16 protein-coding genes are annotated in these 24,837 nt (G+C 68.9%); 13 read left to right on the top strand and 3 right to left on the bottom strand.

The window, feature by feature from the left end; genetic code table 11:
• Position 1: 1 nt before the first annotated feature.
• Positions 2-1,690, bottom strand: coding sequence for a thiamine pyrophosphate-binding protein (locus BR39_RS0118845; protein WP_029915043.1), 1,689 nt, complete (start codon positions 1,688-1,690; stop codon positions 2-4).
• A 148-nt stretch (positions 1,691-1,838) separates the two neighbouring features.
• Between BR39_RS0118845 and BR39_RS0118840 the strand changes: the two genes are divergently transcribed.
• The 3 genes from BR39_RS0118840 to BR39_RS0118830 all read left to right on the top strand — a co-directional run bounded on the left by BR39_RS0118840 (position 1,839) and on the right by BR39_RS0118830 (position 7,400).
• Complete coding sequence (locus tag BR39_RS0118840; RefSeq protein ID WP_029915041.1) at positions 1,839-3,086, top strand: MFS transporter; 1,248 nt, start codon at positions 1,839-1,841, stop codon at positions 3,084-3,086.
• A 125-nt stretch (positions 3,087-3,211) separates the two neighbouring features.
• Positions 3,212-5,068 (top strand): PD40 domain-containing protein, encoded by a 1,857-nt coding sequence (locus BR39_RS0118835; RefSeq protein ID WP_029915040.1) that lies wholly within the window; start codon positions 3,212-3,214, stop codon positions 5,066-5,068.
• A gap of 211 nt (positions 5,069-5,279) precedes the next feature.
• Positions 5,280-7,400 (top strand): TonB-dependent receptor, encoded by a 2,121-nt coding sequence (locus tag BR39_RS0118830; protein ID WP_029915039.1) that lies wholly within the window; start codon positions 5,280-5,282, stop codon positions 7,398-7,400.
• A gap of 115 nt (positions 7,401-7,515) precedes the next feature.
• Here BR39_RS0118830 and BR39_RS0118825 read toward each other — a convergent pair whose 3' ends face one another.
• Both BR39_RS0118825 and BR39_RS0118820 read right to left on the bottom strand, forming a co-directional pair.
• On the bottom strand, positions 7,516-8,658 hold the full coding sequence (locus BR39_RS0118825) for a lactonase family protein (RefSeq protein WP_029915038.1): 1,143 nt from the start codon (positions 8,656-8,658) through the stop codon (positions 7,516-7,518).
• A gap of 82 nt (positions 8,659-8,740) precedes the next feature.
• Positions 8,741-9,979, bottom strand: coding sequence for a LysR family transcriptional regulator (locus BR39_RS0118820; protein ID WP_029915037.1), 1,239 nt, complete (start codon positions 9,977-9,979; stop codon positions 8,741-8,743).
• Between the two features lie 411 nt (positions 9,980-10,390).
• On the opposite strand from BR39_RS0118820, the gene BR39_RS0118815 reads away from it, so the two are divergent.
• The 10 genes from BR39_RS0118815 to BR39_RS0118770 all read left to right on the top strand — a co-directional run bounded on the left by BR39_RS0118815 (position 10,391) and on the right by BR39_RS0118770 (position 24,259).
• A complete protein-coding gene (locus tag BR39_RS0118815; RefSeq protein WP_029915036.1) occupies positions 10,391-11,956 on the top strand; it encodes an aldehyde dehydrogenase (NADP(+)) in 1,566 nt (521 codons plus the stop codon).
• A 147-nt stretch (positions 11,957-12,103) separates the two neighbouring features.
• Complete coding sequence (locus tag BR39_RS0118810) at positions 12,104-13,072, top strand: ABC transporter substrate-binding protein (protein WP_029915035.1); 969 nt, start codon at positions 12,104-12,106, stop codon at positions 13,070-13,072.
• Positions 13,073-13,089: 17 nt separating this feature from the next.
• Positions 13,090-14,115, top strand: coding sequence for an amidohydrolase family protein (locus BR39_RS0118805; RefSeq protein WP_029915033.1), 1,026 nt, complete (start codon positions 13,090-13,092; stop codon positions 14,113-14,115).
• A 246-nt stretch (positions 14,116-14,361) separates the two neighbouring features.
• Entirely contained in the window at positions 14,362-15,216 is an 855-nt protein-coding gene (locus BR39_RS0118800; protein WP_029915032.1) for an amidohydrolase, read from the top strand.
• Positions 15,217-15,242: 26 nt separating this feature from the next.
• The gene (locus BR39_RS0118795) at positions 15,243-16,544 is read left to right on the top strand and encodes an MFS transporter (RefSeq protein ID WP_081916909.1); all 1,302 of its coding nucleotides are present in this window, start codon (positions 15,243-15,245) and stop codon (positions 16,542-16,544) included.
• 39 nt (positions 16,545-16,583) lie between these two features.
• A complete protein-coding gene (locus tag BR39_RS0118790) occupies positions 16,584-17,621 on the top strand; it encodes a protocatechuate 3,4-dioxygenase (RefSeq protein ID WP_051695905.1) in 1,038 nt (345 codons plus the stop codon).
• 21 nt (positions 17,622-17,642) lie between these two features.
• Positions 17,643-18,500: an HpcH/HpaI aldolase/citrate lyase family protein gene (locus tag BR39_RS0118785; RefSeq protein WP_029915029.1), complete on the top strand. Its 858-nt coding sequence runs from the start codon at positions 17,643-17,645 to the stop codon at positions 18,498-18,500.
• Between the two features lie 213 nt (positions 18,501-18,713).
• Entirely contained in the window at positions 18,714-20,258 is a 1,545-nt protein-coding gene (locus BR39_RS0118780) for an acetolactate synthase large subunit (RefSeq protein WP_029915028.1), read from the top strand.
• 18 nt (positions 20,259-20,276) lie between these two features.
• Positions 20,277-21,176, top strand: a complete 900-nt coding sequence (locus tag BR39_RS0118775) for a phosphate ABC transporter substrate-binding protein (RefSeq protein WP_029915026.1) — start codon at positions 20,277-20,279, stop codon at positions 21,174-21,176.
• A 263-nt stretch (positions 21,177-21,439) separates the two neighbouring features.
• Positions 21,440-24,259 (top strand): TonB-dependent siderophore receptor, encoded by a 2,820-nt coding sequence (locus BR39_RS0118770; RefSeq protein WP_029915025.1) that lies wholly within the window; start codon positions 21,440-21,442, stop codon positions 24,257-24,259.
• Positions 24,260-24,837: the final 578 nt, after the last annotated feature.

Raw genomic sequence — 24,837 nt, 5'->3', positions numbered from 1 at the left:
CCTAGCCCATCCAGCGGCTGACCGGGACCGCCGACTCCTCGAGCGGCTGGGAGATCACGTCGATCAGGGTCGGACCGTCGTGGGCGACGGCCTGGCGCACGACGCCGTCCAGCTCGGCCGGATCGGCCACCGTCCAGGCCTTCAGGCCGAAGGCCTCGGCGATGCGCGCGTGGTCCGAGCGGTTGAAATCGACCGAGAAATAGCGCGCGCCGTAGCCGCTCTTCTGGCTGGCCTTGATCCAGCCGTACGAGGCGTTCGAGAACACCACCAGCGTGATCGGCAGCCGCTTGCGGACGATCGTCTCCAGTTCGCCCACCGCGAAGCCGAAGCTGCCGTCGCCCATAACCGCCACCACCTTGGCGTTGGGCGCGCCGTAGCAGGCGCCGACGGCGGCGGGCAGCGAGAAACCCAGCGCGCCGTGCGCGCGGTTGGTGATGAAACGCCGGCCGGCGGTGTTGAAGTCGTAGTGGCCGGAGAAGTAGGGGCAGGGCGTGCCGGGGTCGGCCACGATCACGGAGTCGCGGGGCAGGGCGGCCTGCAGGGCGGCCAGCACGCGCTCGGGACGGATCGGACGGTCGGTCGAGCCGGCCTGGCGCTCGAACCGGGCGCGCTTGGCCTGGCGCATGGCGGCCAGGCGCTCGGCCGCGCCCGTCGCGCGCGGCGCGTCCTCCAGGCGGCGGGCGATCTCCGCGACCAGGGCCGAGAGACAGAGCTTGGCGTCGCCGACCAGGCCGGCCTCGACCCGGTAGTTGGAGCCGACGACCATGGGATCGACGTCGATGTGGACGATCGGGACCTCCCGGCCGGGGACCTCGCCGTGTTCGGTGGTGGTCGAGCCCGCGCGGCAGCCGACGAAGATCACGGTGTCGGCGCCGGCGACGACCTCGCGGGTCTCGTCGGTGCCCCCGTTGGCGCCGACCACGCCGACCGCCAGGGGATGGTCGTCGGGGATCACGCCGTGGCCGCTGACGGTGGACGCGACCGGGGCGTCCAGGAGTTCGGCCAGGGCCGCGAACTCGGCGGTGGCTCCCGAGATGATCGCCCCGCCGCCGCAGACGAAGACCGGCCGCCTAGCGGCCAGGATCGTCTCGGCCGCCGCGGCGACGAGGTCCGGCGACGGCCCCGTCCGGAACGCAGGGAAGACGCCGTGCTCGGCCTGGGCCCAGAGGTCGAAATCGAAGGTCTGCTTCTGGAGGTCGTAGGGCAGGCCGATGTGGGTCGCGCCGGGGCGGCCGGTGGTCGCGGCCCGGAACGCCGTCCTGAAGACGTGCGGCACCTGCGAGACGTGGTCGACGACCGTGTTCCACTTGGTCAGAGGGCGGAACAGGGCCTTCTGGTCGAGCTCGGTCAGCGGATAGCGGCCGCGCGCGGTGACGGGGATGTCGGAGGTGATCGAGACCAGGGCGATCGATGACTCGTTGGCCTCGATCACGCCGGGCAGGATGTAGGTGGCGCCGCCCCCGCTGGGGCCTTCGCACACCCCGGCCCGGCCCGAGAGGCGCGCATAGGCGTCGGCCATGTAGGCGGCGCTGCGCTCGTCGCGGGTCAGGATGTGGTCGACGCCGTGATCCAGCCGATGCAGCGCGTCGTAGAACGGCAGGCTGGTGTCGCCGCACAGGCCGAAGACGTGCCGGACCCCGTGATGTTGCAGCATCCGCACGGCGGCTTCCGCGCCCGTCATCGTCGTCATCGGCGATCCTCCTGGGTCCGGTAGGTATCGGGCGGCGCGGGGCGGAGGTCATTCAAGACGGGGATCGAGCGATCGAATCCGCGATGCGGTCTCTACGCGCGCGGCCAACAGCGCTAAGGGTGCGCGCGTGTCGCGTCAGGAGCAGGCCATGGATCGGGGAAAGCAGCCGTTCGCGTTCCGGAACTTCCGCTATTTCTGGACCGCCCGGCTGGCCTCGACCTTGGCCCAGAACACCCTGGTCATCGTCGTCGGCTGGCAGGTCTACGACCTGGCCCGCGCCACCATGGACACCCGCGCGGCGGCCCTGCAACTGGGCCTGGTGGGGCTGGCCCAGTTCGCGCCGCTGTTCGCCCTTACCCTGGTGACCGGCTGGGCCGCCGATCGCTTCGACCGTCGCCTGATCATCTGCCTGACCACCGGCCTGCAACTGGCCTGCGCCGGGGTCCTGGGCGTGCTGACCTGGACCGGCGCGGCCTCGATCCCGGCCCTGCTGGCGGTGGCCGTGTTCCTGGGCGTGGCGCGGGCCTTCTCGATGCCCGCGCTCAGCGCCCTGGGGCCGAACATCGTGCCGCCCGAGGTGCTGCCCCACGCGATCGCCAACAACGCCATAGCCGGGCGGGTGGGCTCGATCGTGGGGCCGGCCATGGGCGGCTATCTCTACGCCTGGACGCCGTCCGCGCCCTACGCCGCCAGCGTCGGCCTCTTCGTCCTGTCGCTGGCCTGCATGCTGCTGGTGCGGCCCGACGCGCGGACTCCGATCGTCCCGCGCCATCCCTGGCGACTGATCGTCGAGGGGCTGCGCTACGTCGTGGCCAACAAGCTGGTGCTGGGCGCGATCTCGCTGGACCTGTTCGCCGTCCTGTTGGGCGGGGCGACGGCCATGCTGCCGATCTATGCGCGCGACATCCTGCATGTCGGACCCGCCGGCCTGGGCCACCTGCGCGCCGCCCCGGCCGTCGGGGCGATGGCCACAGCCGTGCTGTTCTCGTGGCGGCCGCTCAAGCACCACGTGGGCGTGAAGATGCTGCTGGCCGTGGCGGTGTTCGGCCTGGCCACCGTGGTCTTCGGCCTGTCGCGCTGGATGCCGCTGTCCCTGACCTGCCTGGCCGTACTGGGCGGAGCCGACATGCTGTCGGTCTATGTGCGCCAGTCGCTGATGCAGCTGTCGACCCCGGACGCCATGCGCGGACGCGTGGGGGCGGTCTCGTCCCTGTTCATCTCGGCCTCCAACGAGCTGGGCGAGGCGGAGTCGGGGTTCCTGGCCGCCGCGATCGGGCCCGTGTCGGCGGTGGTGCTGGGCGGGGTCGGGGCGGTCGTCGTCACTGGCGTCTGGGCCTGGCGGTTCCCGGCCCTGCGCCAGGCGCGGACCTTCGAATCCACCCGCGAAGTGGCCTGAGGCTGCGGCGAAATGGATCGGCCCGGACGCAGTTTTGATCGACGCTTCCCTGGGCCGGAAGGCTTAGCCTAGAGCCGACAGAAAGTCCGCCGGCGAAACGGCGGTGCGTACCCCCAGGAGGACCCATGGATCGTCGTCACTTCCTCGCCGCTCTGCCCGCCGCGTTCCTGGCCGGCCAGGCGGCCGCCGCGACGGCGACGGTCCAGAAGAAGGGCGTGATGCTGATGAACCGCATCGGCCCGTCCTCGTCCGAACTCTACATCGCCAACGCCGATGGCACGGGCGAGCGCAAGCTGCTGACCGGCTCGGTGTTCGACTACCACGCCAGCTTCAGCCCCGACGGCAAGTCGATCGTCTTCACCTCGGAACGCAACGGCGACGGCCAGTCCGACCTGTTCCGCGTCGGGGTCGACGGGACGGACATCCAGCCGCTGATCGTCGGCTCGGCGGTGGACGACACCGGCGAGCTGTCGCCGGACGGGACGCGCCTGGCCTTCGTCTCGACCCGCGAAGGCTATCGCACCAACATCTGGATCAAGGACCTGAAGTCCGGCCGCCTGACCAACCTGACCGGCGCCGCCGACGTCCAGGGCGATCCCAGCCTGCCCGACGGCTTCTTCCGCCCGGCCTGGTCTCCGGACGGCAAGCAGATCGCCTTCTCGTCGGACCGCAACACCGACTGGCGGGGCCACCACGACGGCAAGGGCTGGGAGCACACCCAGGAGCTGTCGATCTATGTGATCGGCGTCGACGGCAAGGGTTTCCGCCGCGTGGCGTCCAAGTCGGGCTTCTGCCTGGGCTCGCCCAAGTGGTCGCCGGACGGCAAGCGCCTAGCCTTCTACGAGATGACCACCGAGGACACCTGGGGCGCGCGCCGGCCCGAGCTGCTGGGCAAGATCGCCTCGCAGATCGTCACGGTCGACCTGGCCACCGGCGAGCGCGTCGAGCGCACCTCGGGCCCGGGCCTGAAGATCTTCCCGCAGTTCCTGAGCGATGAGGTCATCGCCTATCACCGCAAGGGCGGGGAGGGCGAGGGGCTCTACTACACCTCGGGCCAGGCGCCCGTGGTCCGGGTGCTGCGCTCGCCGGTCTGGTCTCCGGACGGCAAGACCGTGATCTACGAGAAGGTCGGCTTCAAGGCCCGGCCGCAGGAGAAGCGGCTCTACAGCTGGGACCCGGCCTGGGAGTACCGTCACACCGACGTCTTCCCCGTGGCGGCCAAGGACGGGACCCTGGCGATCACCGAGAAGCAGCAGGGCAATTCGTCGATCGTGCTGATGGACCGCGACGGCTCGAACCGCCGGGTGGCCTACGAGGTCGACGGCAAGGGGCTGGATCCGGAACTGGTCAAGAAGGGCCTGGCCGGGGCGTTCCAGCCGACCTGGTCGCCCGACAGCCAGTGGCTGGCCTTCGGCGTGGGCGTCTGGTTCCAGGAGCGGGCGCACGGCAAGGCGACCCTGATGCGGTCGCGCCGCGACGGCACGGGCCTGGAGGCCCTGACCGATGGCTCGGTGCATTCGGGCTTCCCCAGCTATTCGGCAGACGGCAAGGAGATCGTGTTCCGCGTCTGGGGCGAGAACAACATGGGCCTGCGGGTCATCAATCTCGACACCCGCGAGGTGCGGACCCTGACCACGGGCCTGGACAACCTGCCGTTCTGGTCGCCGGACGGCAAACGGATCGTCTTCACGCGCAAGGTCGACGCGGTGAACTTCGACGTCTTCACGATCCGGCCCGACGGCTCGGACCTGCAGCGCCTGACGACGAACCGCGGCAACGACGGACACGCCGTCTGGACCGCCGACGGGCGCATCCTGTGGAGCACGGGCATGTACGGTTTCCGCGAGGAGGCGGCGCTCTACGACAACACCTTCCAGCCCTATGGCCAGATCATGGTCATGAACGCCGACGGCACGGGCAAGCGCCTGCTGACCGACAGCCTCTGGGAAGACTCCATGCCGCTCTACCTGCCGGCCAAATAGGCGGCCGCGGGGACGGGCGTTCGATAAAGCTATCGGCCGCTGCGGGGTTTGGATCGCGCCGCGGCGGCCATCCGCTGCTCTACTTCAATTCGGAATTCAAAGGTCGGCGCCCGGGCGGCTCGGCGACGGAAACGCGCTGTCCGCCCTGGTGAAAACAACAACGGCGACCGCCCGGCATGGATCGGACGGCGACCGATAAAGGGAGGAACGAATGAAGGGACATCTTCGTCCTGGGCGCGCCACGCTGCTGCTGGCGACCACGGCCCTGGGACTGGTCGGCGCCGCGGGGGCGGCCCTGGCCCAGGAGACGCCGAAGGACGCCGTGGCGCTGGAGGAGGTGGTCGTCACCGCCCAGAAGCGCAGCGAAAACGTCCAGAGCATTCCGGTGGCGGTGACCGCGGTCAGCGCCGAGAGCCTGGAAAAGCAGGGCGCGCCGAACCTGCAGGCGCTGCAGGGCTCGGCCCCGAACGTCGAGATCAATTCCAGCAACGCCGCCACGGGCGTGGCCATCCGGGGCATCTTCAGCACCAATGACGGGCCGCAGGGCGACCCGGCCGTGGCCTTCCATATCGATGGCGTCTACATCGGGCGCCCGCAGTCGACCGGCGGCCTGATCTACGACATCCAGCAGGTCGAGGTGCTGCGCGGTCCGCAGGGCACGCTCTACGGCCGCAACGCCACGGCGGGCGCGGTCAATGTGATCTCCAACAAGCCGACTTTCGATTTCGACGGCGCGGTGGGGGCGGAATACGGCTCCTACAACCAGCGCGGCGTCTCGGGCATGGTCAACGTGCCGCTGGGCGACAAGCTAGCCGCGCGCCTGGCGATGCGGACGCTCAAGCGCGATGGCTACGCCACCGACGGCAAGACCGACGACCAGAACTCGCGGGCCTTCCGCGGTCAGCTGCTGGCCAAGCCGACCGACGACCTGTCGATCCTGCTGGGCGCCGACTACGACCTGCGCAAGGGCGTCGGCCCGGCGGCCTACAAGCTGGCGGTGGCGGGCGTCGATCCGCGCTCGACCAACCTGGCCAACCCGGGCGCGCACATCGACAACAAGAACGTCGGCGTCCACGCCGAGGTCACCTGGAACATCGGCGACATCACCCTGACGGTGCTGCCCGCCTATCACGAGCTGACGCTGGACAACCTCTACGCCAGCGACCGTCGCATCCAGCTGAACCAGGAAGCCAAGCAGCATTCGCTGGAGGTTCGCCTGGCGTCCAATCCGGACCAGACCGTCACCTGGATCGTGGGCGCCTACTACTGGGACGAGCTGCAGAGCTCCTACCAGACCCTGCTGGCGCCGCCGACCTCGGTGCGGTTCGGCTATCCCGACATCGACGCCTATTCGCGCGCCCTGTTCGGCCAGGCCACCTGGCACGTCACCGACAAGCTGCGGCTGACCGGCGGCCTGCGATACACGGCCGACCAGAAGAAGCAGAGCGGCACCACCGAGGTGCGCAATCCGGCCGGCGTCCTGCTGTCGCGGATCACCAACTTCGCCAACAGCGAATGGGAAGCCACCAACTGGAAGGCCTCGATCGAGTACCAGCTGGCCGAGCGGTCGCTGATCTATTTCACGGCGGCGACGGGCTACAAGGCCGGCGGCAACTACGACGGCCTGCCGCCCAACGCCTATGATCCGGAGAAGGTGTTCTCGCTTGAGGCTGGATCGAAGAACCGCTTGTTCGACAATGCCTTGCAGCTGAATCTGACGGGCTTCCACTATAAGTACGACGACTACCAGGCCAGCCAGCTGGGCTGCCTGAACCTGCCTGCCAACCTGCCGCCGTGCACCGCCTCGGGCCGGATCACCTACAACGCCGACAAGGCCACGGTGTACGGCCTGGAGCTGGAGTCGGTGTGGGCGATCACCTCGGCCGACCGGCTGGGCGTGGTCGGGGCCCTGACCCATTCGGAGTTCAACGACTTCGTCCTGCCGGTCACGCCCTATTCCTCGGGCGGCGACTTCTCGGGCAATCCGCTGCCCAAGTCGCCGAGGCGGACCCTGACGGTCGACTATTCGCACCGCTTCGACCTGTCGAACGGCGCGACGATCACCGCCGCGGCCCGGGCCCGGTTCGTCAGCAAGCAGTACCTGCTGTTCGACATCCGCAGCCCCGTCATCCGTCAGGACGGCTACACCACCGAGGACGTCAACCTCACCTACGACAGTCCCAATGGCATGTGGTCGGTCACGGCCTACGGCAACAATCTGAGCGACGAGCTGGTCAAGGCCTACGCCTTCGCCACCTCCACGCCCAACACCTACTACGGCACCTATCTGCCGCCGCGCACCTTCGGGGTGCGGGTCGGCGTGAACTTCTAGGCCTCCCACCTGGATCTCTGGGCCGGAAGCGTGTCCCCGCGCTTCCGGCCGCTCTTCCGAGACTCCTCGACTCTCAGGGCGAAGCCGGGCGGGCTTCGCCCTTTCTTTTTCGCCCTCAGTGTTGGGCCGTTAGGTAGGCGATGCTGGTCGCCTTGGCGACCGCCAGCGACTGGTCGGTGAGCGCCAGCTTGCCGGTCCTGGGCGCGCGTTTCAGCACGGCCACGGTCCCCGAGACCTGGTGGGCGACCAGCAGCCAGCGGCCGCTGGGGTCGATGGCGAAGCTCCAGGGGGACTGGCCGCCGCTGGCCAGGCGCTGGATCTCCGTCAGCCGGCCCGAGCGCCCGTCGACCGCATAGGTCACGATCACGTCCTCGCCGCGCGCCGAGGCGTAGACGAAGCGGCCGTCCGCGCTGACGGCGATCTCGCCGCCCCGGGCCACGGCGGCCTTGTCGGCGCTGGCGACCGGAAGGGTCTGGACCAGGGCCAGCCGTCCGGCGTTCCAGCCGTAGACGCGGATTTCGGGGATCAGCTCGCTCAGCACGAAGACGAAGCGGCCGTCGGGATGGAAGACCAGGTGGCGCGGGCCGCTGCCTGGGGGCAGGGCCTCGGTCGCCGGCTCGGCGGGCGTCAGGGCGCGGGTCGTCTTGTCGAAGCGGTAGACGAACACCTTGTCGGCCCCGAGATCGGCGACCAGGACGAAGCGTCGGGTCGGGTCCAGGACCACGCCGTGGGCGTGCGGACCCTTCTGGCGCGGATTGGGGCCCGAGCCTTGGTCGGCGACGACCGAGGCGACCGGCGCCAGGGTGTCGTCGCTCAGGATCGGCAGGGCCGCCACCTGGCCGGTGCCGAAGTTGGCGGCCAGGACGGTCGCCGTCGGCAGGTCCAGCGCCAGGTGGGTGGGGCCTCCGCCGCCCGAGGCCGCGATCCCGGCCAGGATCAGCTTTCCCGTGGCCCGATCGGCGCGGAAGGTCCGCACCTCGCCCTGGCTCTTGCCGTCGTTGCCGATCTCGCTGACGGCGTAGAGAAGCGGCTTGACCGGATGGGCCGCCAGCCAAGTGGGGCGCACGGTCTCGGCCGCGAGGCCCAGGGGCGTCAGCCGTCCGGTGCGCGGGTCCAGCCGTGCGGCGACGACGCCCTGGCCGGCCTCGGCGCCCTGGGTTCCGACATAGACCAACGTCCCCCTCGGCGACTTGGCCAGGGCGGGGGCGGCGAGCATCGACAGGGCGGCGGCGGTGACCGCGCGGCGGGTGATGGGCATGGGCGTATCCTCCACCTCGGTGCTTAGGCCGCGCGCGTCCCGGCGGGCGCCAGGAAGCGCGGGCGGAGCGATAGGAACCGCGTCAGCCGGCCTTGCGCAGCGGGGCCGGGGCGGTGGCGTCGGCGGTATGGCGGCGCAGGAGATCGATGAAGCCCTGGTGCAGCCGGGTCGGCAGCCAGCCCGCGCGTTGGGTCAGGCCGATGGCGGGGGCCGGTTCGATCGACGCGAACCGCAGCGGCGCCAGTTCGCTTTCCTGCATCAGCTCGTACGAGGTCATCAGCGTCAGGCGATCGCTGCGCAACAGCAGGTGGCGGATCACCGGCACGGCGCAGGTGGCGATCGAGGCGTGGGGACCCGGACCGCCCTCGAACAGGCGCTCGAAGCAGGCGCGGCGATGAGCGCCGGGGGTGCCGACCACCCAGTCGTAGTCCAGCAGGTCGGCGAGGGTGACCTCGTTCCTGCGGGCCAGTTTGTGGCCCCGGCGGGCGACGACGGCGTAGGGCGTGCGGGCCAGGGCCTCGCTGACCAGGTCCTGGTCGCCGGTCTCCTGGACCAGGCCGATCACGAAATCGACCTCGCCGTCGCGCAGGCGCTTGTGCATCTCCGAGGCGCTGCCGTTGACGATTCGCACGTCGACCTTGGGATGGGTCTGGACATATTCGTCCAGCACCGAGGCCAGCAGGACGCTGCCGCCGAACGGCATGGCGCCGATCGAGATCTGGCTGGCGACCGAGCCGCGGGCGGCCTCGATCTCCTGGACGCCCCACTCGATCTCCTGGGTGGCCAGCTTGATCCGGCGGCCGAACTCGACGCCGGCGGGGGTGACCATCACGCCGTTGGCGGTGCGGTAATAGATCGATTTCTTGAGGTTGCCCTCCAGGTCGCGGGCGGCGCGCTGCAGCGAGGCCTGCGACAGCTCGAGGGCCTGGGCGGCCTGGGCGAACGAGCCGCTGTCGACGATGGCGATCAGGCTGCGGGCCTGCGAACGGGAGATGCGCTTGGCGATCACCGGCGCGGTCTCGGCGCCGCCGGGCACGCCCAGCACGATCAGGGCCTGCTCGAACTGCTGGAACAGGCGCGTCACCCGGCGATGGAAGATCTCGCCCAGTTCGTTGAGATAGCTCCCGCTGGCCCGCCGCTCCAGCAGGACGGCGCCGATCTGCAGCTCCAGCTTGGCCAGGGCCTGGGTCACCGCCGGCTGGGAGAGGTTGCACTCCTCCGACGCCCTGCGGACGCTGTTGAGACGGCCCACGCTCTCGAACAGCTTCAGCTGCCGAAAGCTCAGCGACGCGGCCCTGTGTTCAGGATCCTGGTCGATCATTTTTAGTCCTCCCGATAGCCCACCGGTAACAGGAATTTATCGCTCTGGGAATTGGCGATTTTCGACGCTCCAATCGTCGTTCGTGGTCGGAGGCGTCGGCCGGCGCGCACGGCTGAGATGGCTATGGGGTTGCAGAACTCCGGGATATGGCGCTGAAATAGATCGATAAAATCACCATTCATTCGTGCGTTCCGATGCTTGTGGCGGCTGGGCGGCGAAGGCGGGAAGACAGTGCGAACGGCGTGGATGGGTGATGAGGATTGGGCTTATATGGTCATAAGAAATCCGCCGCGAGACGGTGGTTGAATTATACCGCACGACGAAAAACTTATAACGCGCCGCCGCAAATCTATCGCCCCGTTTCCCGGTTCCGGCTCCATCCCGGCCGAAACGGATGACAGGGAGGCGCGCATGGACCTGCGAGGCATGATGCTGATTGGCGGCGAGGCCGTGGCGGGGGGAGGCGAGACGTTCCGGGCGTTCGACCCCGGCCGCGGCGAGAGGTTGGAGCCGGCCTTCGCCAGCGCCGGTCGCGACGATGTCGAGCGAGCCTGCGCCCTGGCCGAGGCGGCCTTCGACGCCTACCGCGCCACGCCGCACGCGCAGCGCGCGGCGTTCCTGGAGGGCGTCGCGGTCAATCTGGCGGAGCAGGGGAGCGCGATCGTCGAACGGGCGATGGCCGAGACCGGTCTGCCGCGTCCGCGCCTGGAGGGCGAACTCGGCCGCACCAACGGGCAACTGCGGCTGTTCGCGGCCCTCCTGCGCGACGGCGGTTTCCTCGACGTCCGGGTCGATCAGGCCTTGCCCAGGCGAGCCCCGCCGCGCGCGGACCTGCGCCTGACGCACTTGCCGCTGGGGCCGGTGGCGGTGTTCGGGGCCAGCAACTTCCCGCTCGCCTTTTCCGTCGCCGGCGGCGACACGGCGTCGGCGCTGGCGGCGGGTTGCCCGGTGGTCGTCAAGGCGCACCCCGCCCATCCTGGAACGTCGGAACTGGCCGGACGGGCGGTGGCCAAGGCCGTGGCCGAGGCGGGCCTGCCGCCGGGCGTGTTCTCGCTGCTGTTCGACAACGGCCACGCGGTGGGCGCGGCGCTGGTTTCGGACCCTAGGATCCAGGCGGTGGGGTTCACCGGTTCGCGCGCTGGAGGCCTGGCCCTGATGGCCCTGGCCCAGGCCCGGCCGCGACCGATCCCGGTCTATGCCGAGATGAGCAGCATCAATCCGGTGATCCTGCTGCCGGGCGCCTTGGCCGCGCGTAGCGAGGCCATCGCCCGCAGCTTCGTCACGGCGCTGACCTTGGGCGCGGGCCAGTTCTGCACCAATCCGGGGCTGCTACTGGCGATCGAAGGCCAGGCGTTGGACGCCTTCGTCGCCGAAGCGGCCCAGTGCGTCGCCCAGGCCGGTCCGGCGACCATGCTGACGCCGGGCATCCGCCAGGCCTTCGAGCGCGGGGTCGCGGCGCTGGAGCGTCACCCCCGCGTCGAGGTGGTGGCGCGCGGCCGGCCGAGCGGCGAAGGCGTCGGCGGGGCCGTTCTGCTGGCCACGACCGCCGAGGCGTTCCTCGCTGACTCGTCCCTGTCGCACGAGGTGTTCGGGGCGTCGTCCCTGCTGGTGCGCTGCCCTGACCTCGCGGCGCTGGAACGCGTCCTGGAGGCGCTGGAGGGCCAGTTGACCGTCGCGGTCCACGCCGCCGAAGCCGACTTCGGAGAGGCCGCCCGGCTGATGCCGCGGCTGGAGCGGCTGGCCGGACGGATCCTGTTCGACGGGTTCGGCACGGGGGTCGAGGTCTGCGACGCCATGGTGCACGGGGGACCGTTTCCGGCCACCTCGGACGGGCGCTCGACCTCGGTCGGGTCGCTGGCGATCGCCCGCTTCCTGCGGCCGGTCTGCTACCAGGACGTTCCCGCCGCGCTGCTGCCGCCCGCCTTGCGCGACGACAACCCGATGGACGTCCCCCGCCGGCTCGACGGCCGCCGATAGGAAATGGCGCGCGCCCGGAAGGTTTCGCGGCGAGCCGGTTGCGGCGGGCCCCTTGTCCGAGCCTTTTCAAGCCGAACGGGGCTTTCGAGACTGACGCGATGACCGCCAGCCATTCCCCCGCTATCTGACTGTACCAAGGAGAGGAAATTGGCCGGAAAAGTCCCCCTCAAGATCGCGGTGGCCGAACATCCGCATACGTCGGCCATCCGCAGCGGCGCGATCCCGATCGAGGGCGTCGATGCGGAGATCATCACGGTCAAGCCGCAGATCGGCGCCTTCCGGCGCATGGTCCGCGACGTGGAGTTCGACGTCTGCGAGATCGCGCCCACGACCTACATCATCGCCCGGGCCTATGGCGCGCCGTTCGTGGCCTTGCCGATCTTCGTGGTCCGCCGGTTCCACCACTCGGGCATGCTGATCCGCCCCGACGCCGGCATCGTCACGGCCAAGGACCTGGAAGGCAAGAAGGTGGGCGTGCGCGCCTATTCGGTGACGACGGGCGTCTGGCTGCGCCAGGCCCTGATGGACGACTGCGGCCTGGACCCCTCGAAGGTGACCTGGGTGGTCGACGACGAGGAGCACGTCCAGCAGCTGAAGCTGCCCGGCAACGTGATCCACGCCACGCGACCGCTGGCCGACATGATGGTCGACGGCGAGCTGGCCGCCGGCGTCGAGGGCGCGGCGGGCATCGGCCGCACGGGCGCCCCGACGGGCGGCTGGCAGGAGGTCGAGGCCAACTATCCGGACCTGCTGCCCAACGCCGCCGAGCTGGAAGCCGACTATTTCCGCCGCACCGGCGTCTATCCGATGCACGGCACGATCGTCCTGAAGGATTCGGTGCTGGCCGAGCACCCCTGGGTGGCCAAGTCGCTCTATGACGCCTTCAAGCGCGCTAAGGACGAATGGCTGGAGCGCGTGCGCGCTAACGGCCCACAGGACGCCACCGAGAAGAAGTACGTCAAGCTGATGGACATCGTCGGTCCCGACCCGCTGCCCTACGGCGTCGAGGCCAACCGCCCGACCATCGAGGCGCTGGAACGGACCGCCTTCGCCCAGGGGCTGACCCCAAAACGAATGAGCATCGGCGAGCTGTTCGTCGATCCGGACAAACAGTGAGCGGGGAGCGTAGAGCCATGATCATCGATTGCCACGGCCACTTCACCACCGTTCCCAAGTCGTTCCGCGACTGGCGCCAGCGCCAGGTGGACGCCGCCAACGACCCGGCCAACGCGCCGCCGGTCTCGGAAGCCCATGTCAGCGACGACGAGATCCGCGAGGGCGTCGGCAACGGCCAGCTGAAGCTGCAACAGGAGCGGGGCAGCGACCTGACCCTGTTCTCGCCGATCGCCGGCCTGATGAGCCACCACCTGGGCAACGAGCGCACCAGCCTGCAGTGGGCCGAGGTCTCCAACAACCTGGTCAAGCGGGTGACCGAGCTCTATCCGGACAACTTCGTCCCGGTCTGCCAGCTGCCGCAGTCGCCCGGCGCGCCGCCGGCCAACTCGATCCCCGAACTGCGCCGCTGCGTCGAGGAGCTGGGCTTCGTCGGCTGCAATCTGAACCCGGACCCGACCGGCGGCTACTGGACCGGCAAGCCCCTGACCGACCGCGAGTGGTATCCGCTGTTCGAGGCGCTGTGCGACCTGGACGTTCCGGCCATGGTCCATGTGGCGGCCTCGTGCAATCCGAACTTCCACGGCACCGGCGCGCACTATCTGAACGCCGACACCTCGGTGTTCATGCAGATCCTGCAGAGCGACCTGTTCAAGGACTTCCCGACCCTGCGCCTGGTCATCCCGCACGGCGGCGGGGCGGTGCCCTATCACTGGGGACGCTATCGCGGCATGTCGCTGGAGATGGCCAACCGACCGCTGGAAGGGCTGCTGGACAACATCTTCTTCGACAGTTGCGTCTACCACCATCCGGGCGTGGACCTGCTGACCAAGGTGATCCCGTCCAAGAACGTGCTGTTCGGGTCGGAGATGATCGGCGCCGTGCGGGGCAAGGACCCCGACACCGGGCACTATTTCGACGACACCAAGCGCTATGTGGACGCCTGCGTCAGCCTGACCGACCAGGATCGCTTCAACATCTACGAGGGCAACGCCCGGCGGGTCTATCCGCGCCTGGACGCCCAGCTGAAGGCCAAGGGCCTGTAAGCACTTTCGAGCGAAGTGGACACCGGTTCGCGTGAAGAAAGCGCGTCAAAACAAGGAGATCTAGAGCGGACTTGGGTCCATCGGACACAAGTCCGCTCTAGCGATCGGCATCCGCCGCGAGCCTGAACTTATGGCTCGCGGCGGAACTTCGAATTCCAAAAGGGGCGGGCTCCGACGAGGTTCGGAGCAACGAGGCGGCGGCCAGCAAGGCCCGAGCCCAAGGCCCAGGAAAGAACAGTACAGGTCATGGCGTCGCAAATCATCGACATCCACCCGCACGTGATCTCGGACGACGAGGGCCGCTATCCGCCGGCCCCGCTGTTCGGCAAGCGGTCCGACTGGTCGCAGGAGCGGCCCTGCGTGGTCGAGACCCTGATCGAGGCGATGGACCAGGCGGGCGTCGCCAAGGCCGCCGTCGTCCACTCCTCGACCACCTACGGCTTCGACAACAGCTATGTGGTCGACGCCTGCAACGCCCACGCCGATCGGCTGATCGCCGTGGGTTCGGTGGACGTGCGGGCGCCGGACGCGGTGGCGACGATCAGGGCCTGGACCGACAAGGGCCTGGCGGGCCTGCGCATCTTCACCGGCGGCAGCACCAAGGACTTCGACCCCAGCGAGCTGGAGGACGAGCGCGCCTATCCGGCCTGGGAGCTGCTGGGCGAGCTGGGCCTGACCATGTGCATCCAGACCGGCCCCGTCGGCCTGCCGCAGGTGCGGGCCCTGGCCGAGCGCTTTCCGAACGTGCCGATCATCCTGGATCACCTGGGCCGCCCGGAGGTGACCGACGGTCCGCCCTACGCGGCCGCCCGGAGCCTGTTCGACCTGGCCGACCTGCCGTCGATCCATCTGAAGCTGACGCCCCGGATCATGGGCGACAGCGTCAAGGGCGCGGCCACGCCGGAAACCTGGTTCCCGAAGGTGGTCGAGGCCTTCGGCGCCGACCGCCTGGCCTGGGGCTCGAACTTCCCGACCTCGCCGGGGACGCTGGGCGAGATCCTCGGCGCGGCCCAGGATCGCCTGTCTTCGCTTTCCGGCCAGGACCGCGAATGGATATTCGGCAAGACCGCGCTCAAGCTCTATCCGATGCTGGGCGCGTAACGATGAAAAAGCCCGGGGAGGCGAACATGGCCAGCTACAGCGAGACCGCCGTCGGCGGCGCGACGGCGAACGAAAAGACGGTGCAGGCGCTCTGGGTCCGCTGGGCGATCCTGGCTCTGCTGGCGGTGGGCGCCCTGATCGCGTTCGTCGACCGGACCAGCATCTCCTCGGCCCTGGCGGTGCCCCACTTCAAGGCGCACTTCCATCTGTCGAACCTGGGCCGGGGCTGGATCAATTCGGCGTTCTTCTGGTCCTACGCGGCCATGCAGATCCCGATGGGCTGGGTCGTCGACCGCTATGGCGTCAAGACGCCCTATACGATCTGCTTCGTCCTGTGGTGCGCGGCGTCGGCCCTGACGGGCCTGACGACCACACTGACCGCCCTGATCGTCATGCGCCTGATCGTGGGCGCCGCCGAGGCGGTGGTGGTGCCGGCCAGCTATCGCTGGATCCGCAACAATTTCCACGAAGGTCAGAGCGGCACGGCCGTGGGCTTCTACATGCTGGGCACCAAGTTCGGCCCCGCCATCGGCGCGCCGGTCGCGGCCTGGCTGATCGCGGCCTACGACTGGCGGGCGATGTTCTTCATCACCGGCGGCGTGGGGCTGGTCTGGCTGCTGCCCTGGCTGTTCATGGTCAAGAACGACCTGCCCAAGAAAGCCGACATGGCCGCGGTCAGGGCCAAGGCCTCGGCCGTGCCCATGAAGAACATCCTGGCCAGCCCGCTGGTCTGGGGCACGCTGGTGGTCAACTTCTGCTACAACTACTTCACCTTCTACTGCATGACCTGGATGCCGGCCTATCTGGTCGAACAGCGCGGCCTGTCGCTGGAAAAGATGGGCCTCTATTCCTTCTTCAGCTTCGCCGGGATCGCCATCGTGGCCCTGGTCGCCGGCTGGACGGCCGACAAGCTGATCGCCCGCGGCGGCGACGCGGTGGTGGTGCGCAAGGCTTTCGTGGTGGCCGGCTTCCTGGTGGCCTCGACCGTGATCCTGGGGGCGCGGGCCACCAACGTGGGCGAAGCCCTGTTCTGGAACGTGGCCTCGCTGTCGGGCCTGGGCCTGGCCACGGCCAACAACCTGGCGCTCTGCCGCCTGACCCTGATCCCCAAGCCCGCCGTCGGCGTGGTCACCGGCGTGCAGCAGGTGGCGGTCAGCCTGGCCGGCATGGTCGCGCCGATCCTGTCGGGCTGGCTGCTGGACGTCAGCGGCGGCTACCAGCTGCCGATGTACGTGATCTTCGCCTTCCTGCTGCTGGGCGCGGTGACGACCCTGTTCGTCCTGCGTCGCGAGTGGGCGCCCAAGGTGCCCGACGGCGTCGTCATCTAGGCCCCCAAGTCCAGGCCAAGTTTCCAAGGAGTACGGCCGATGGCCAAGATCGTGTTCGGCATGGCGGTGCCCCACAGCGGCATGCTGGGGCAGGCGCCCGAGGACTGGCTGAAGAACGGCGAGCGGGACCGCAAGAACCCCGAGCTCTGGTTCCAGAACCGCACCTGGACCTATCCGGAGCTGGAGGCCCATCGCGGCGGCGCCTTCGAGCCCTTCCTGACGCTGGAGGAGCGCACCGAGCGCGCCGGCCGCTGCCGCGCCGCGCTGGACGAGATGGCTGAAGCCTACAAGCGGGCCAAGGTCGATGTCGCCATCGTGCTGGGCAAGGACCAGAAGGAGATCTGGCCCGACCAGTCGCCGTCGATCACGATCTATACCGGCGAGGACGTCCACAACGGCCCGCCCCAGCGCAGCGTCTACGCCCCCGACCGCCACGTGGTGCACAAGGCCTATCCCGAGCTGGCGACCTACCTGATCAAGACCTTCCAGAAGGAGGGGTTCGACCTCAACGACCTGCAGGCCTGGCCCGAGAACGTCTGGATGGCCGAGCGCCAGGGGATGCGGCCGGACTATCCTGTGGTCCCGCACGCCTACAGCTTCGTCTACCACCAGATCATGGGCGACCAGCCGCCGCCGCACGTGCCGGTGCTGTTCAACCTGTTCTATCCGCCGACCCAGCCGTCGATGAGCCGCTGCATCGAATTCGGACGCGTCCTGCGCGAGGCCGTCGAGGCCTGGCCGGACGACGTGCGGGTGGCGATCATCGCCTCGGGCGGCCTGTCGCACTTCGTCAACGACGAGGAGTTCGACCGCGACGTCATGGGGAAGCTGGCGGCCTACGACTACGACGGCCTGGCCGCCATCCCCGACGGTTACTACCAGTCGGGCACCTCCGAGGTGAAGATCTACAGCATCGTCATGATGGCCCTGCAGCACACCGGGGCGAAGATGACGCTGGTCGATTACGTGCCGTGCTGGCGCACCGCCGCCGGCACAGGCGAGGGCATGGGCTTCATGTACTGGAACCCCGACGAGCCTCCCCAAGACAACAGCCTGGACGCCATCGGCGCGGCCTGACCCCGAGAGAACGAGATCAGCATGAGCGACACCCGCCTGAACGGCGTCATCCGCGCCTGGGAGGCCGGCAAGCCGGTCTTCACCTGCTTCGCCAAGGCCGACAAGCAATCGGCCATCGACCTGTCGGACGCGCCCTATGACGGGCTGGTGTTCGAGATGGAGCACAATCCCTGGGACATGGCCGCCCTGGGCGATGCGCTGCAGTATCTGCTGAACCGCAAGCAGATCCACTCGGCCGCCAGCCTGGCGCCCCAGGTGACCCCGATCGTCCGCATCCCGGCCAACGGCGTGGAGATGAACCAGGCCTACGCCAAGCAGGCCCTGGACCGGGGCGTCTACGGCGTGATCTGGCCGCACATCAACGACGTGGCCCAGGCCTACAACGCCGTCTCGGCCTGCCGCTACGGTCGTCCGAAGAACGCGCCCCTGTACGAGCCGCGCGGCGTGCGCGGCGACGGGCCGGCGACCGCCGCCCGCTACTGGGGTCTCTCCCAGGCCGAGTACTACGCCAGGGCCGATGTCTGGCCGCTGGCCCCGCACGGCGAGCTGCTGGTCGGGCTGATGATCGAGAGCGTCAAGGGCGTCGAGAACCTCGACGAGATCCTCAAGGAAGTGCCCGGGATCGGCTTCGTGCTGATCGGGGAGGGCGACCTCAGCCAGGAGATGGGCCTCCCGCGGCAGTACGACCATCCGGACGTCCGCGACGCCATGAAGAAGGTCGCCGACACCTGCGTGCGCCGCGGCGTGCCGGTCGGCAATCCGCACACCAACGCCGGCAACCTCGAGCGCCTGCTGTCGGAAGGCTACCGCTGGCTGATGGCCGCCCCGCAGCGCTCGTACGGCGTGGTCGGCAAGGGCAAGGAGCTGGCGGGGTACTGATTTGGACCGGGGACATGCCCTTGCGGCGTGTCCCCTTCAGCAGCGCGGCGCTAGTCGGTGGAGACACGCCGCAAGGGCATGTCCCCGCGCTGAACACCCGGAAATCTATCGCTTTCCGGCCCGTTTGGATTGGGTCGCCGCCGCCTGGAAATGATCTCTCTTCCTTCGAAACGGACGCGCCGTGAAGCGCTTCCGCCGAGTGGAGGAGTAGAGATGAACGGCGCCGAAAGCCTTGTGAACACGCTGGCCGACCAGGGCGTCGAGGTCTGCTTCGCCAATCCCGGCACGTCGGAAATGCACTTCCTCGCGGCGCTGGAAAATCCCCGCATGAAGAGCGTGCTGTGCCTGTTCGAGGGCGTGGCCACCGGGGCGGCCGACGGCTGGTATCGCATGCGCGACACGCCGGCCTCGACCCTGCTGCACCTGGGCCCGGGCCTGGCCAACGGCCTGGCCAACATCCACAACGCCAAGCGCGCCAGCTCCGGGATGGTCAACATCATCGGCGAGCACGCCACCGCGCACCTGAAGTACGACGCGCCCCTGACCTCCGACATCGAAGGCCTGGCCCGGCCGCTCAGCCACTGGGTGCGCCGCGCCGACAGTTCGGCCTCGATCGCCCAGGACACCGCCTCGGCGGTGGCCAAGGCCAGCGAGCATCCCGGCCAGATCGCCACCCTGATCCTGCCGGGCGACACCTCGTGGGGCGACGCGGGCCAGCCGCCCAAGACCGCCCGCGCCGCGATCCAGCGCAAGGCGCCCGACCAGGCCCGCGTCGACCACGTGGCCCAGGTGCTGCGGGCCGGCGAACCGACCCTGATCATCTTCGGCGGCAAGGCGATGCGGGGCAGGGCGCTGGACCTGGCCGGCCGCGTCGCCGCCAAGACCGGCGCGCGCCTGGCGACCCAGTTCTTCAGCGCCCGTATCGAGCGCGGCGCCGGCCGCGTGCCGCTGGAGCGCATCCCCTACGCCGTGCTGCAAGCCGTGGCCTTCCTGAAGGGCTTCAAGAACATCGTCACGGTCGAGACCGGCGAGCCGATCGCCTTCTTCAGCTATCCGGACAAGCCCAGCCTGCTGAAGTCGCCCGAGGCCGTGGTCCACAGCCTGGCGACGACCGACGAGGACAGCGTCCGGGGGCTGGAGATGCTGCTGGACGCCCTGGGCGGCCCGGCCGTGGCGCCGCGTGTCCAGGCCCGCGTCGACAACGGCGTCCCGACCGGCAAGCTGGAGCCGATCAGCATCGCCCACGCCCTGGCCAGCGCCATGCCCGAGCACTGCATCCTGGTCGACGAGTCGCTGACCACGGGCCGCGAGTCGATGGGGCTGACCGCCGGCGCCCTGCCGCACGACACCATCCAGAACATGGGCGGCTCCATCGGCTACGGCACGCCCGTGGCGACCGGCGCGGCCCTGGCCTGCCCGGACCGCAGGGTGTTCTGCATGGTGGGCGACGGCAGCGCCATGTACACGATCCAGTCGCTGTGGACCCAGGCGCGCGAAGGCCTGAACGTCACCACGATCATCTTCGCCAACCACAGCTACCAGATCCTCAAGACCGAATTCGCCAACATGGGTTTCGGCGCGCCGGGCCCGCAGGCCCTGGCGATGATCGACATCGACAAGCCGCGCATCGACTGGGTGGCGATGGGGACCAGCATGGGCGTCCCCTCGCACCGCGTCACCACGGCCGAGGACTTCCACAAGAGCATGGTCAATTCGGTCCGCGAGGCGGGTCCGGTGCTGATCGAGGTCGCGCTCTAGCGCGAGGGGATGGGAACCATGACCGACACCACGACCGACGTCCTGACGCTGAAGACGAACCTGGCCGACTATCCGGTGACCAAGGCCATGAAGGACGGCCGGGTGACCTCCGATATCGTCAAGCTGGACTACTGCGGCCCCGAACAGGCCCACAACGGCTTCAAGGACATGGTCCGCCGCGACCAGTACGACGCGGGCGAGCTGGCCATCGTCACCTACCTGCAGGCCAAGTGCTACGGGAAGCCCTATGTCATGCTGCCGGCCCCGATCTCGGGCCGTTTCCAGCACCACTGCGCCGGTTTCAATAGCGAATTGGGCCATCTGGACCCCCGGGACATCGAGGGCAGGCAGGTCGGGGTGCGCACCTACGCCCAGACCACGGGCCTGTGGATCCGGGGCGTGCTGCAGCACGAGTACGGCGTCGACCTGGACAAGGTCACCTGGATGACGGTGGGCGACGGCCACCTGGAGGAATATTCCGATCCGCCCAACTGCGTGCGCCTGCCCAAGGGCTCGGACATCGGCCAGATGATGCTGGACGGCCAGTTGGCGGCCACCCTGCAGGGCGTCGACCTGCCCAAGGACCCGCGCGTGCAGTATCTGGTCCCCGATCCGTTCGAGGCCGCCAAGGCCTGGTACGCCCGCGAACAGGTGGTGCCGATCAACCACGTCTTCGTCGTCCACGAGGACCTCTCGAAGACCCGCCCCGACGTGGTGCGCGAGATCTACCGGATGATCGTCGAGAGCCGCGCCCTGACCGAGGGCGGCCCTCCGGCCGTCTATCCGCCGTTCGGCCTGGAGGCCAACCGCAAGGGCCTGCAGCTGGCGATCGACTGGTCGTTCGAGCAGAAGATCATCCCGCGCAAGCTGTCGATCGACGAGCTGTTCGACGACGTGACCGCGACCCTGGGCGCCTGAGCCGGCGCCGTCGTTGCGCCGGGGTCACCCCGGCGCGCTCTTCTGTCGTTGCAAGGTTTCCTGCGTGCTCCGCAGGTTGAGTTCGCGCGCCTGTTGAATAAGAACGGCGATATCGCAAAACTAATGGACGTATAATCGAATTCTATAGGCGCTGGATTATCGAGTAAGACCATCCTTCCCGTGTTGCGGCGTCGGAACAGGCTGCAAGGAAAGAACGGGACGGACGCGGAGCAACCGCGCCGGACCCGCCCATGGGAGGGATCATGAAGAAGCTCAGCCAGACGGCCGGTCTGCTCGCGGGCGGCAGCCTGCTCGCGCTCGCCGGCGCCGCCTTCGCCCAGGAGGCCGCTCCCGATGCGGCGGCTACGGTCGAGGAGATCGTCGTCACCGGCTCGCGGGTCATCAAGAACGGCGACGCCAGCCCGTCGCCGGTCACTGTGGTCCAGTCCGCCGACGCCCTGCGCGTCCAGCCTGGGACCCTGGCCGACGCGCTCCAGATCCTGCCGGTGTTCGCCGGCTCGCGTGGCTCAGGCGTCAATCCGACCTCGACCGGCAGCGTCGGGGCCGGCAACGCCTCGGCCAACCAGCTGAACCTGCGCAACATCGGCCCCAACCGGACCCTGGTGCTGCTGGACGGCCAGCGCGTGCCGCCGACCCTGCTGAACGGCGTCGTCGATGTCGACGTGATCCCGCAGATGCTGGTCCAGCGCGTCGATACGGTCACCGGCGGCGTCTCGGCCGTCTACGGCTCGGACGCCATGAGCGGCGTGGTCAACTACGTGATCGACAAGAAGTTCGAGGGCCTGCGGGCCCTGGCCCAGACCGGCGTCTCCAGCGAGGGCGACGGCAAGAAGGTCGATGTCGGCTTCGCGGCCGGGACCAAGTTCGCCGAGGGCCGCGGCCACTTCGAGGGCAGCTACGAATACCGCGACGAGAAGGGCATCCCGTATCGCTCGGATCGCGACTGGATGAACCTGTGGGGCGTGGCCGGCGCCGGCACGACCGCCAATCCGTACACGCTGTACAGCAACGTCCACCAGTCCGGTTACACGTTCGGCGGCCTGATCGGCAGCGGTCCGCTGGCCGGCCAGACCTTCGCGACCAACGGCGTCCTGCGTCCGTTCGTGCACGGAACGGCCACCGGCTCGTCGGCCCTCGAGATCGGCGGCGAGGGCGCTTATTACGACTCTTCGCTGCTGGCCTCGCTGAAGGGGCAGCAGGTTTTCGGCCGCGTCGACTACGACCTCTCCGACAGCGTGCACGCCTATGTGCAGGTCGGCGGCAACAAGAAGACCAACAGCAACTTCTCGGACTACCTGACCCTCAACAAGGTCACGATGAACTCGCAGAACGCCTTCCTGGCCCCGGCCTACCGGACGGCGATGGCGGGCGTGACCACCTTCACGCTCAGCGAGCTGGTGGCCGACGCCGGGCGGCTGGAGGCCGACTCCAAGTCCGACCAGTGGATCTACACCGCGGGCCTGGACGGCGGGATCGGCGACTACAAGTGGGGCCTGGACTTCACCCACGGCAAGACCGAGCTGAAGACGACCCTGCAGAACAACGTCAACAACCAGCGCCTAGCCGCGGCCCTGGACGCGGTCACCGACGGGTCCGGCAACATCGTCTGCAACGCCAGCCTGACCAATTCGGCCTACGCCAACTGCAAGCCGCTGAACGTCTTCGGCCCCACCGCCGCCAACGCCGACGCGATCGCCTATGTGATGCAGCCCACCCACTACACGGCCGACACGACGATGGACGCCGTGTCGGGCCAGATCGCCGGCTCGCCGGTCAAGACCTGGGCCGGCGACGTCAACATCGCCCTGTCGGCCGAGATGCGGAAGCTGAGCTTCGAGTCCAAGAGCGACGCCCTGCCCAGCGACACGGTCAACTGCACAGGGCTGCGCTACAACTGCACCGTCGGCGGCGCCCTGTGGACCCAGACCTACGCCAGCAGCCCCAAGGTCAGCCAGACCGTCAAGGAAGCGGCGCTGGAAGTCGACGTCCCGCTGCTGAAGGACGCCTCCTGGGCCCAGGCGCTGAACATCAACGGCGCGGCGCGCTACACTGACTACGACACCAGCGGCAACTACTGGACCTGGAAGGTCGGCTTCGACTGGCGGGTCAACGACGCCCTGCGCTTCCGGGGCACCAAGTCGCGCGACATCCGCGCGCCCACGCTCTACGAGCTGTTCGCGCCGGTGAACTCGGTGCCGGTCAATCCGGTGGACCTGCTGACGGGGCTCAGCCCCCGGGTGCCGTCGACCGACCTGTCGAACCCCGACCTGACCGCTGAAATCGGCAAGACGACCACGGCGGGCCTAGTCTGGAACCCGGCTCCAGGCCTCAGCGTCGCGCTGGACGGCTACCATATCACCGTCACCGACGCGATCGCCCAGATCGCCGGCTCGACGGCGGCCTACCAGCAGGCCTGCTACGCCAGCGGCGGCTCCTCGCCGTTCTGCGCCCTGCAGACCCGGCCGAACGGCTACACCGACACCTCGGCGTCCAACGCGGTCACCCGGTGGTACACCAAGTACTACAACATCGCCGAGATCGAGACCTGGGGCGCGGACCTGGAGGTCAACTACGCCGCCACCCTGTTCGACCGCCCGGCCAACCTCCGCTTCCTGGGCGCCTGGCAGCCGCACGTCTACTATCGCCAGCCGGGCGTGACGACGACCGACCAGGGCGGGGTGGCCTTCGGGCCGCTGGGCATGGCCGCGGGACCGTCGCTGCGCATCACCGCCCTGGCCCGCTTCCAGCCGGCGCCGAACGTGACGCTGGACCTTATGGAGCGCTGGCGCGACTCGATGAAGCTGGGCGGCGACCCGACCCAGGTGTGGGCCGACAACCACATCGGCGCCTTCGCCACCACCAGCGTCACCCTGACCTACGAGGTCGAGACGAAGATCGGCAAGACGGACCTGTTCCTGAACGTCCAGAACCTGTTCGACGCCGATCCGCCCGGCGGCGCCTATTCGGGCAACGGCACCCGGGCGGGCATGCGGGACGGCTATGCGATCGGCGACGACGTGCTGGGCCGCTACTTCACCGTCGGCGCGCGCCTGAAGCTGTAAGACGGCGCGCCAGGCGCGACCGAGGGGAGGGCGGGTTCGCTTGGCGCGAGCCCGCCCTTTCCCGTTCCTGGAAGCTCAATAGGGCGGGTTGTCGAACCAGAAGGACGCCGGCTCGATCGCGGCGTCGAGGCGCCCGGCCGGCGACGGCGAGCGGGCCGGGCGGGTGCGGCGATCGGACGAGGTCGATGGCCCGGACAGCGCCAAGACAAGGCGCGGACGCACTCGGAAAAGGCGGAGGGACTCCGCCGGCTGCCTGTCCATTTCGCACCCTTTTGTGTGTTTTTTGGAGATAGGGGCGGCCGTTCGGGCGGCGCGCCTAGCTCAAACAGTCAAAATCGATGGCTCCGGACGGAAAACTTATCGCCTTGGCTCGCGGTCGTGAGGATCGGCGCGGCGCGATGCTCGATCAACTCCCGTGGCGCGTGGCCCTGATGAGGTTCGTCTTCAACGGAACGGCGAGCCGAGGGAGCAGGTTGTTCCCTTGAGATGTGAGGCAGGGAGCAAGGCGGACGGTTCGGCGACGCCGTGCGTGCAAGGCGTCAGGCCCGGAAGCTTGAGTGTTGATTGGAGAGATTTTG

This window comes from Caulobacter sp. UNC358MFTsu5.1 (assembly GCF_000712075.1).
In the GTDB taxonomy this organism is placed as follows: Bacteria; Pseudomonadota; Alphaproteobacteria; order Caulobacterales; family Caulobacteraceae; genus Caulobacter.
Note: the sequence above shows the minus strand (reverse complement) of the source record. Positions and strands in the feature narration are given on the sequence as shown.

What these genes read in the sequence shown, in the direction of transcription:
- BR39_RS0118845 (WP_029915043.1), bottom strand. Translation starts at nt 1,690, where the DNA reads ATGACGACGATGACGGGCGCGGAAGCCGCCGTGCGGATGCTGCAACAT.
- BR39_RS0118840 (WP_029915041.1), top strand. Translation starts at nt 1,839, where the DNA reads ATGGATCGGGGAAAGCAGCCGTTCGCGTTCCGGAACTTCCGCTATTTC.
- BR39_RS0118835 (WP_029915040.1), top strand. Translation starts at nt 3,212, where the DNA reads ATGGATCGTCGTCACTTCCTCGCCGCTCTGCCCGCCGCGTTCCTGGCC.
- BR39_RS0118830 (WP_029915039.1), top strand. Translation starts at nt 5,280, where the DNA reads ATGAAGGGACATCTTCGTCCTGGGCGCGCCACGCTGCTGCTGGCGACC.
- BR39_RS0118825 (WP_029915038.1), bottom strand. Translation starts at nt 8,658, where the DNA reads ATGCCCATCACCCGCCGCGCGGTCACCGCCGCCGCCCTGTCGATGCTC.
- BR39_RS0118820 (WP_029915037.1), bottom strand. Translation starts at nt 9,979, where the DNA reads ATGATCGACCAGGATCCTGAACACAGGGCCGCGTCGCTGAGCTTTCGG.
- BR39_RS0118815 (WP_029915036.1), top strand. Translation starts at nt 10,391, where the DNA reads ATGGACCTGCGAGGCATGATGCTGATTGGCGGCGAGGCCGTGGCGGGG.
- BR39_RS0118805 (WP_029915033.1), top strand. Translation starts at nt 13,090, where the DNA reads ATGATCATCGATTGCCACGGCCACTTCACCACCGTTCCCAAGTCGTTC.
- BR39_RS0118800 (WP_029915032.1), top strand. Translation starts at nt 14,362, where the DNA reads ATGGCGTCGCAAATCATCGACATCCACCCGCACGTGATCTCGGACGAC.
- BR39_RS0118795 (WP_081916909.1), top strand. Translation starts at nt 15,243, where the DNA reads ATGGCCAGCTACAGCGAGACCGCCGTCGGCGGCGCGACGGCGAACGAA.
- BR39_RS0118790 (WP_051695905.1), top strand. Translation starts at nt 16,584, where the DNA reads ATGGCCAAGATCGTGTTCGGCATGGCGGTGCCCCACAGCGGCATGCTG.
- BR39_RS0118785 (WP_029915029.1), top strand. Translation starts at nt 17,643, where the DNA reads ATGAGCGACACCCGCCTGAACGGCGTCATCCGCGCCTGGGAGGCCGGC.
- BR39_RS0118780 (WP_029915028.1), top strand. Translation starts at nt 18,714, where the DNA reads ATGAACGGCGCCGAAAGCCTTGTGAACACGCTGGCCGACCAGGGCGTC.
- BR39_RS0118775 (WP_029915026.1), top strand. Translation starts at nt 20,277, where the DNA reads ATGACCGACACCACGACCGACGTCCTGACGCTGAAGACGAACCTGGCC.
- BR39_RS0118770 (WP_029915025.1), top strand. Translation starts at nt 21,440, where the DNA reads ATGAAGAAGCTCAGCCAGACGGCCGGTCTGCTCGCGGGCGGCAGCCTG.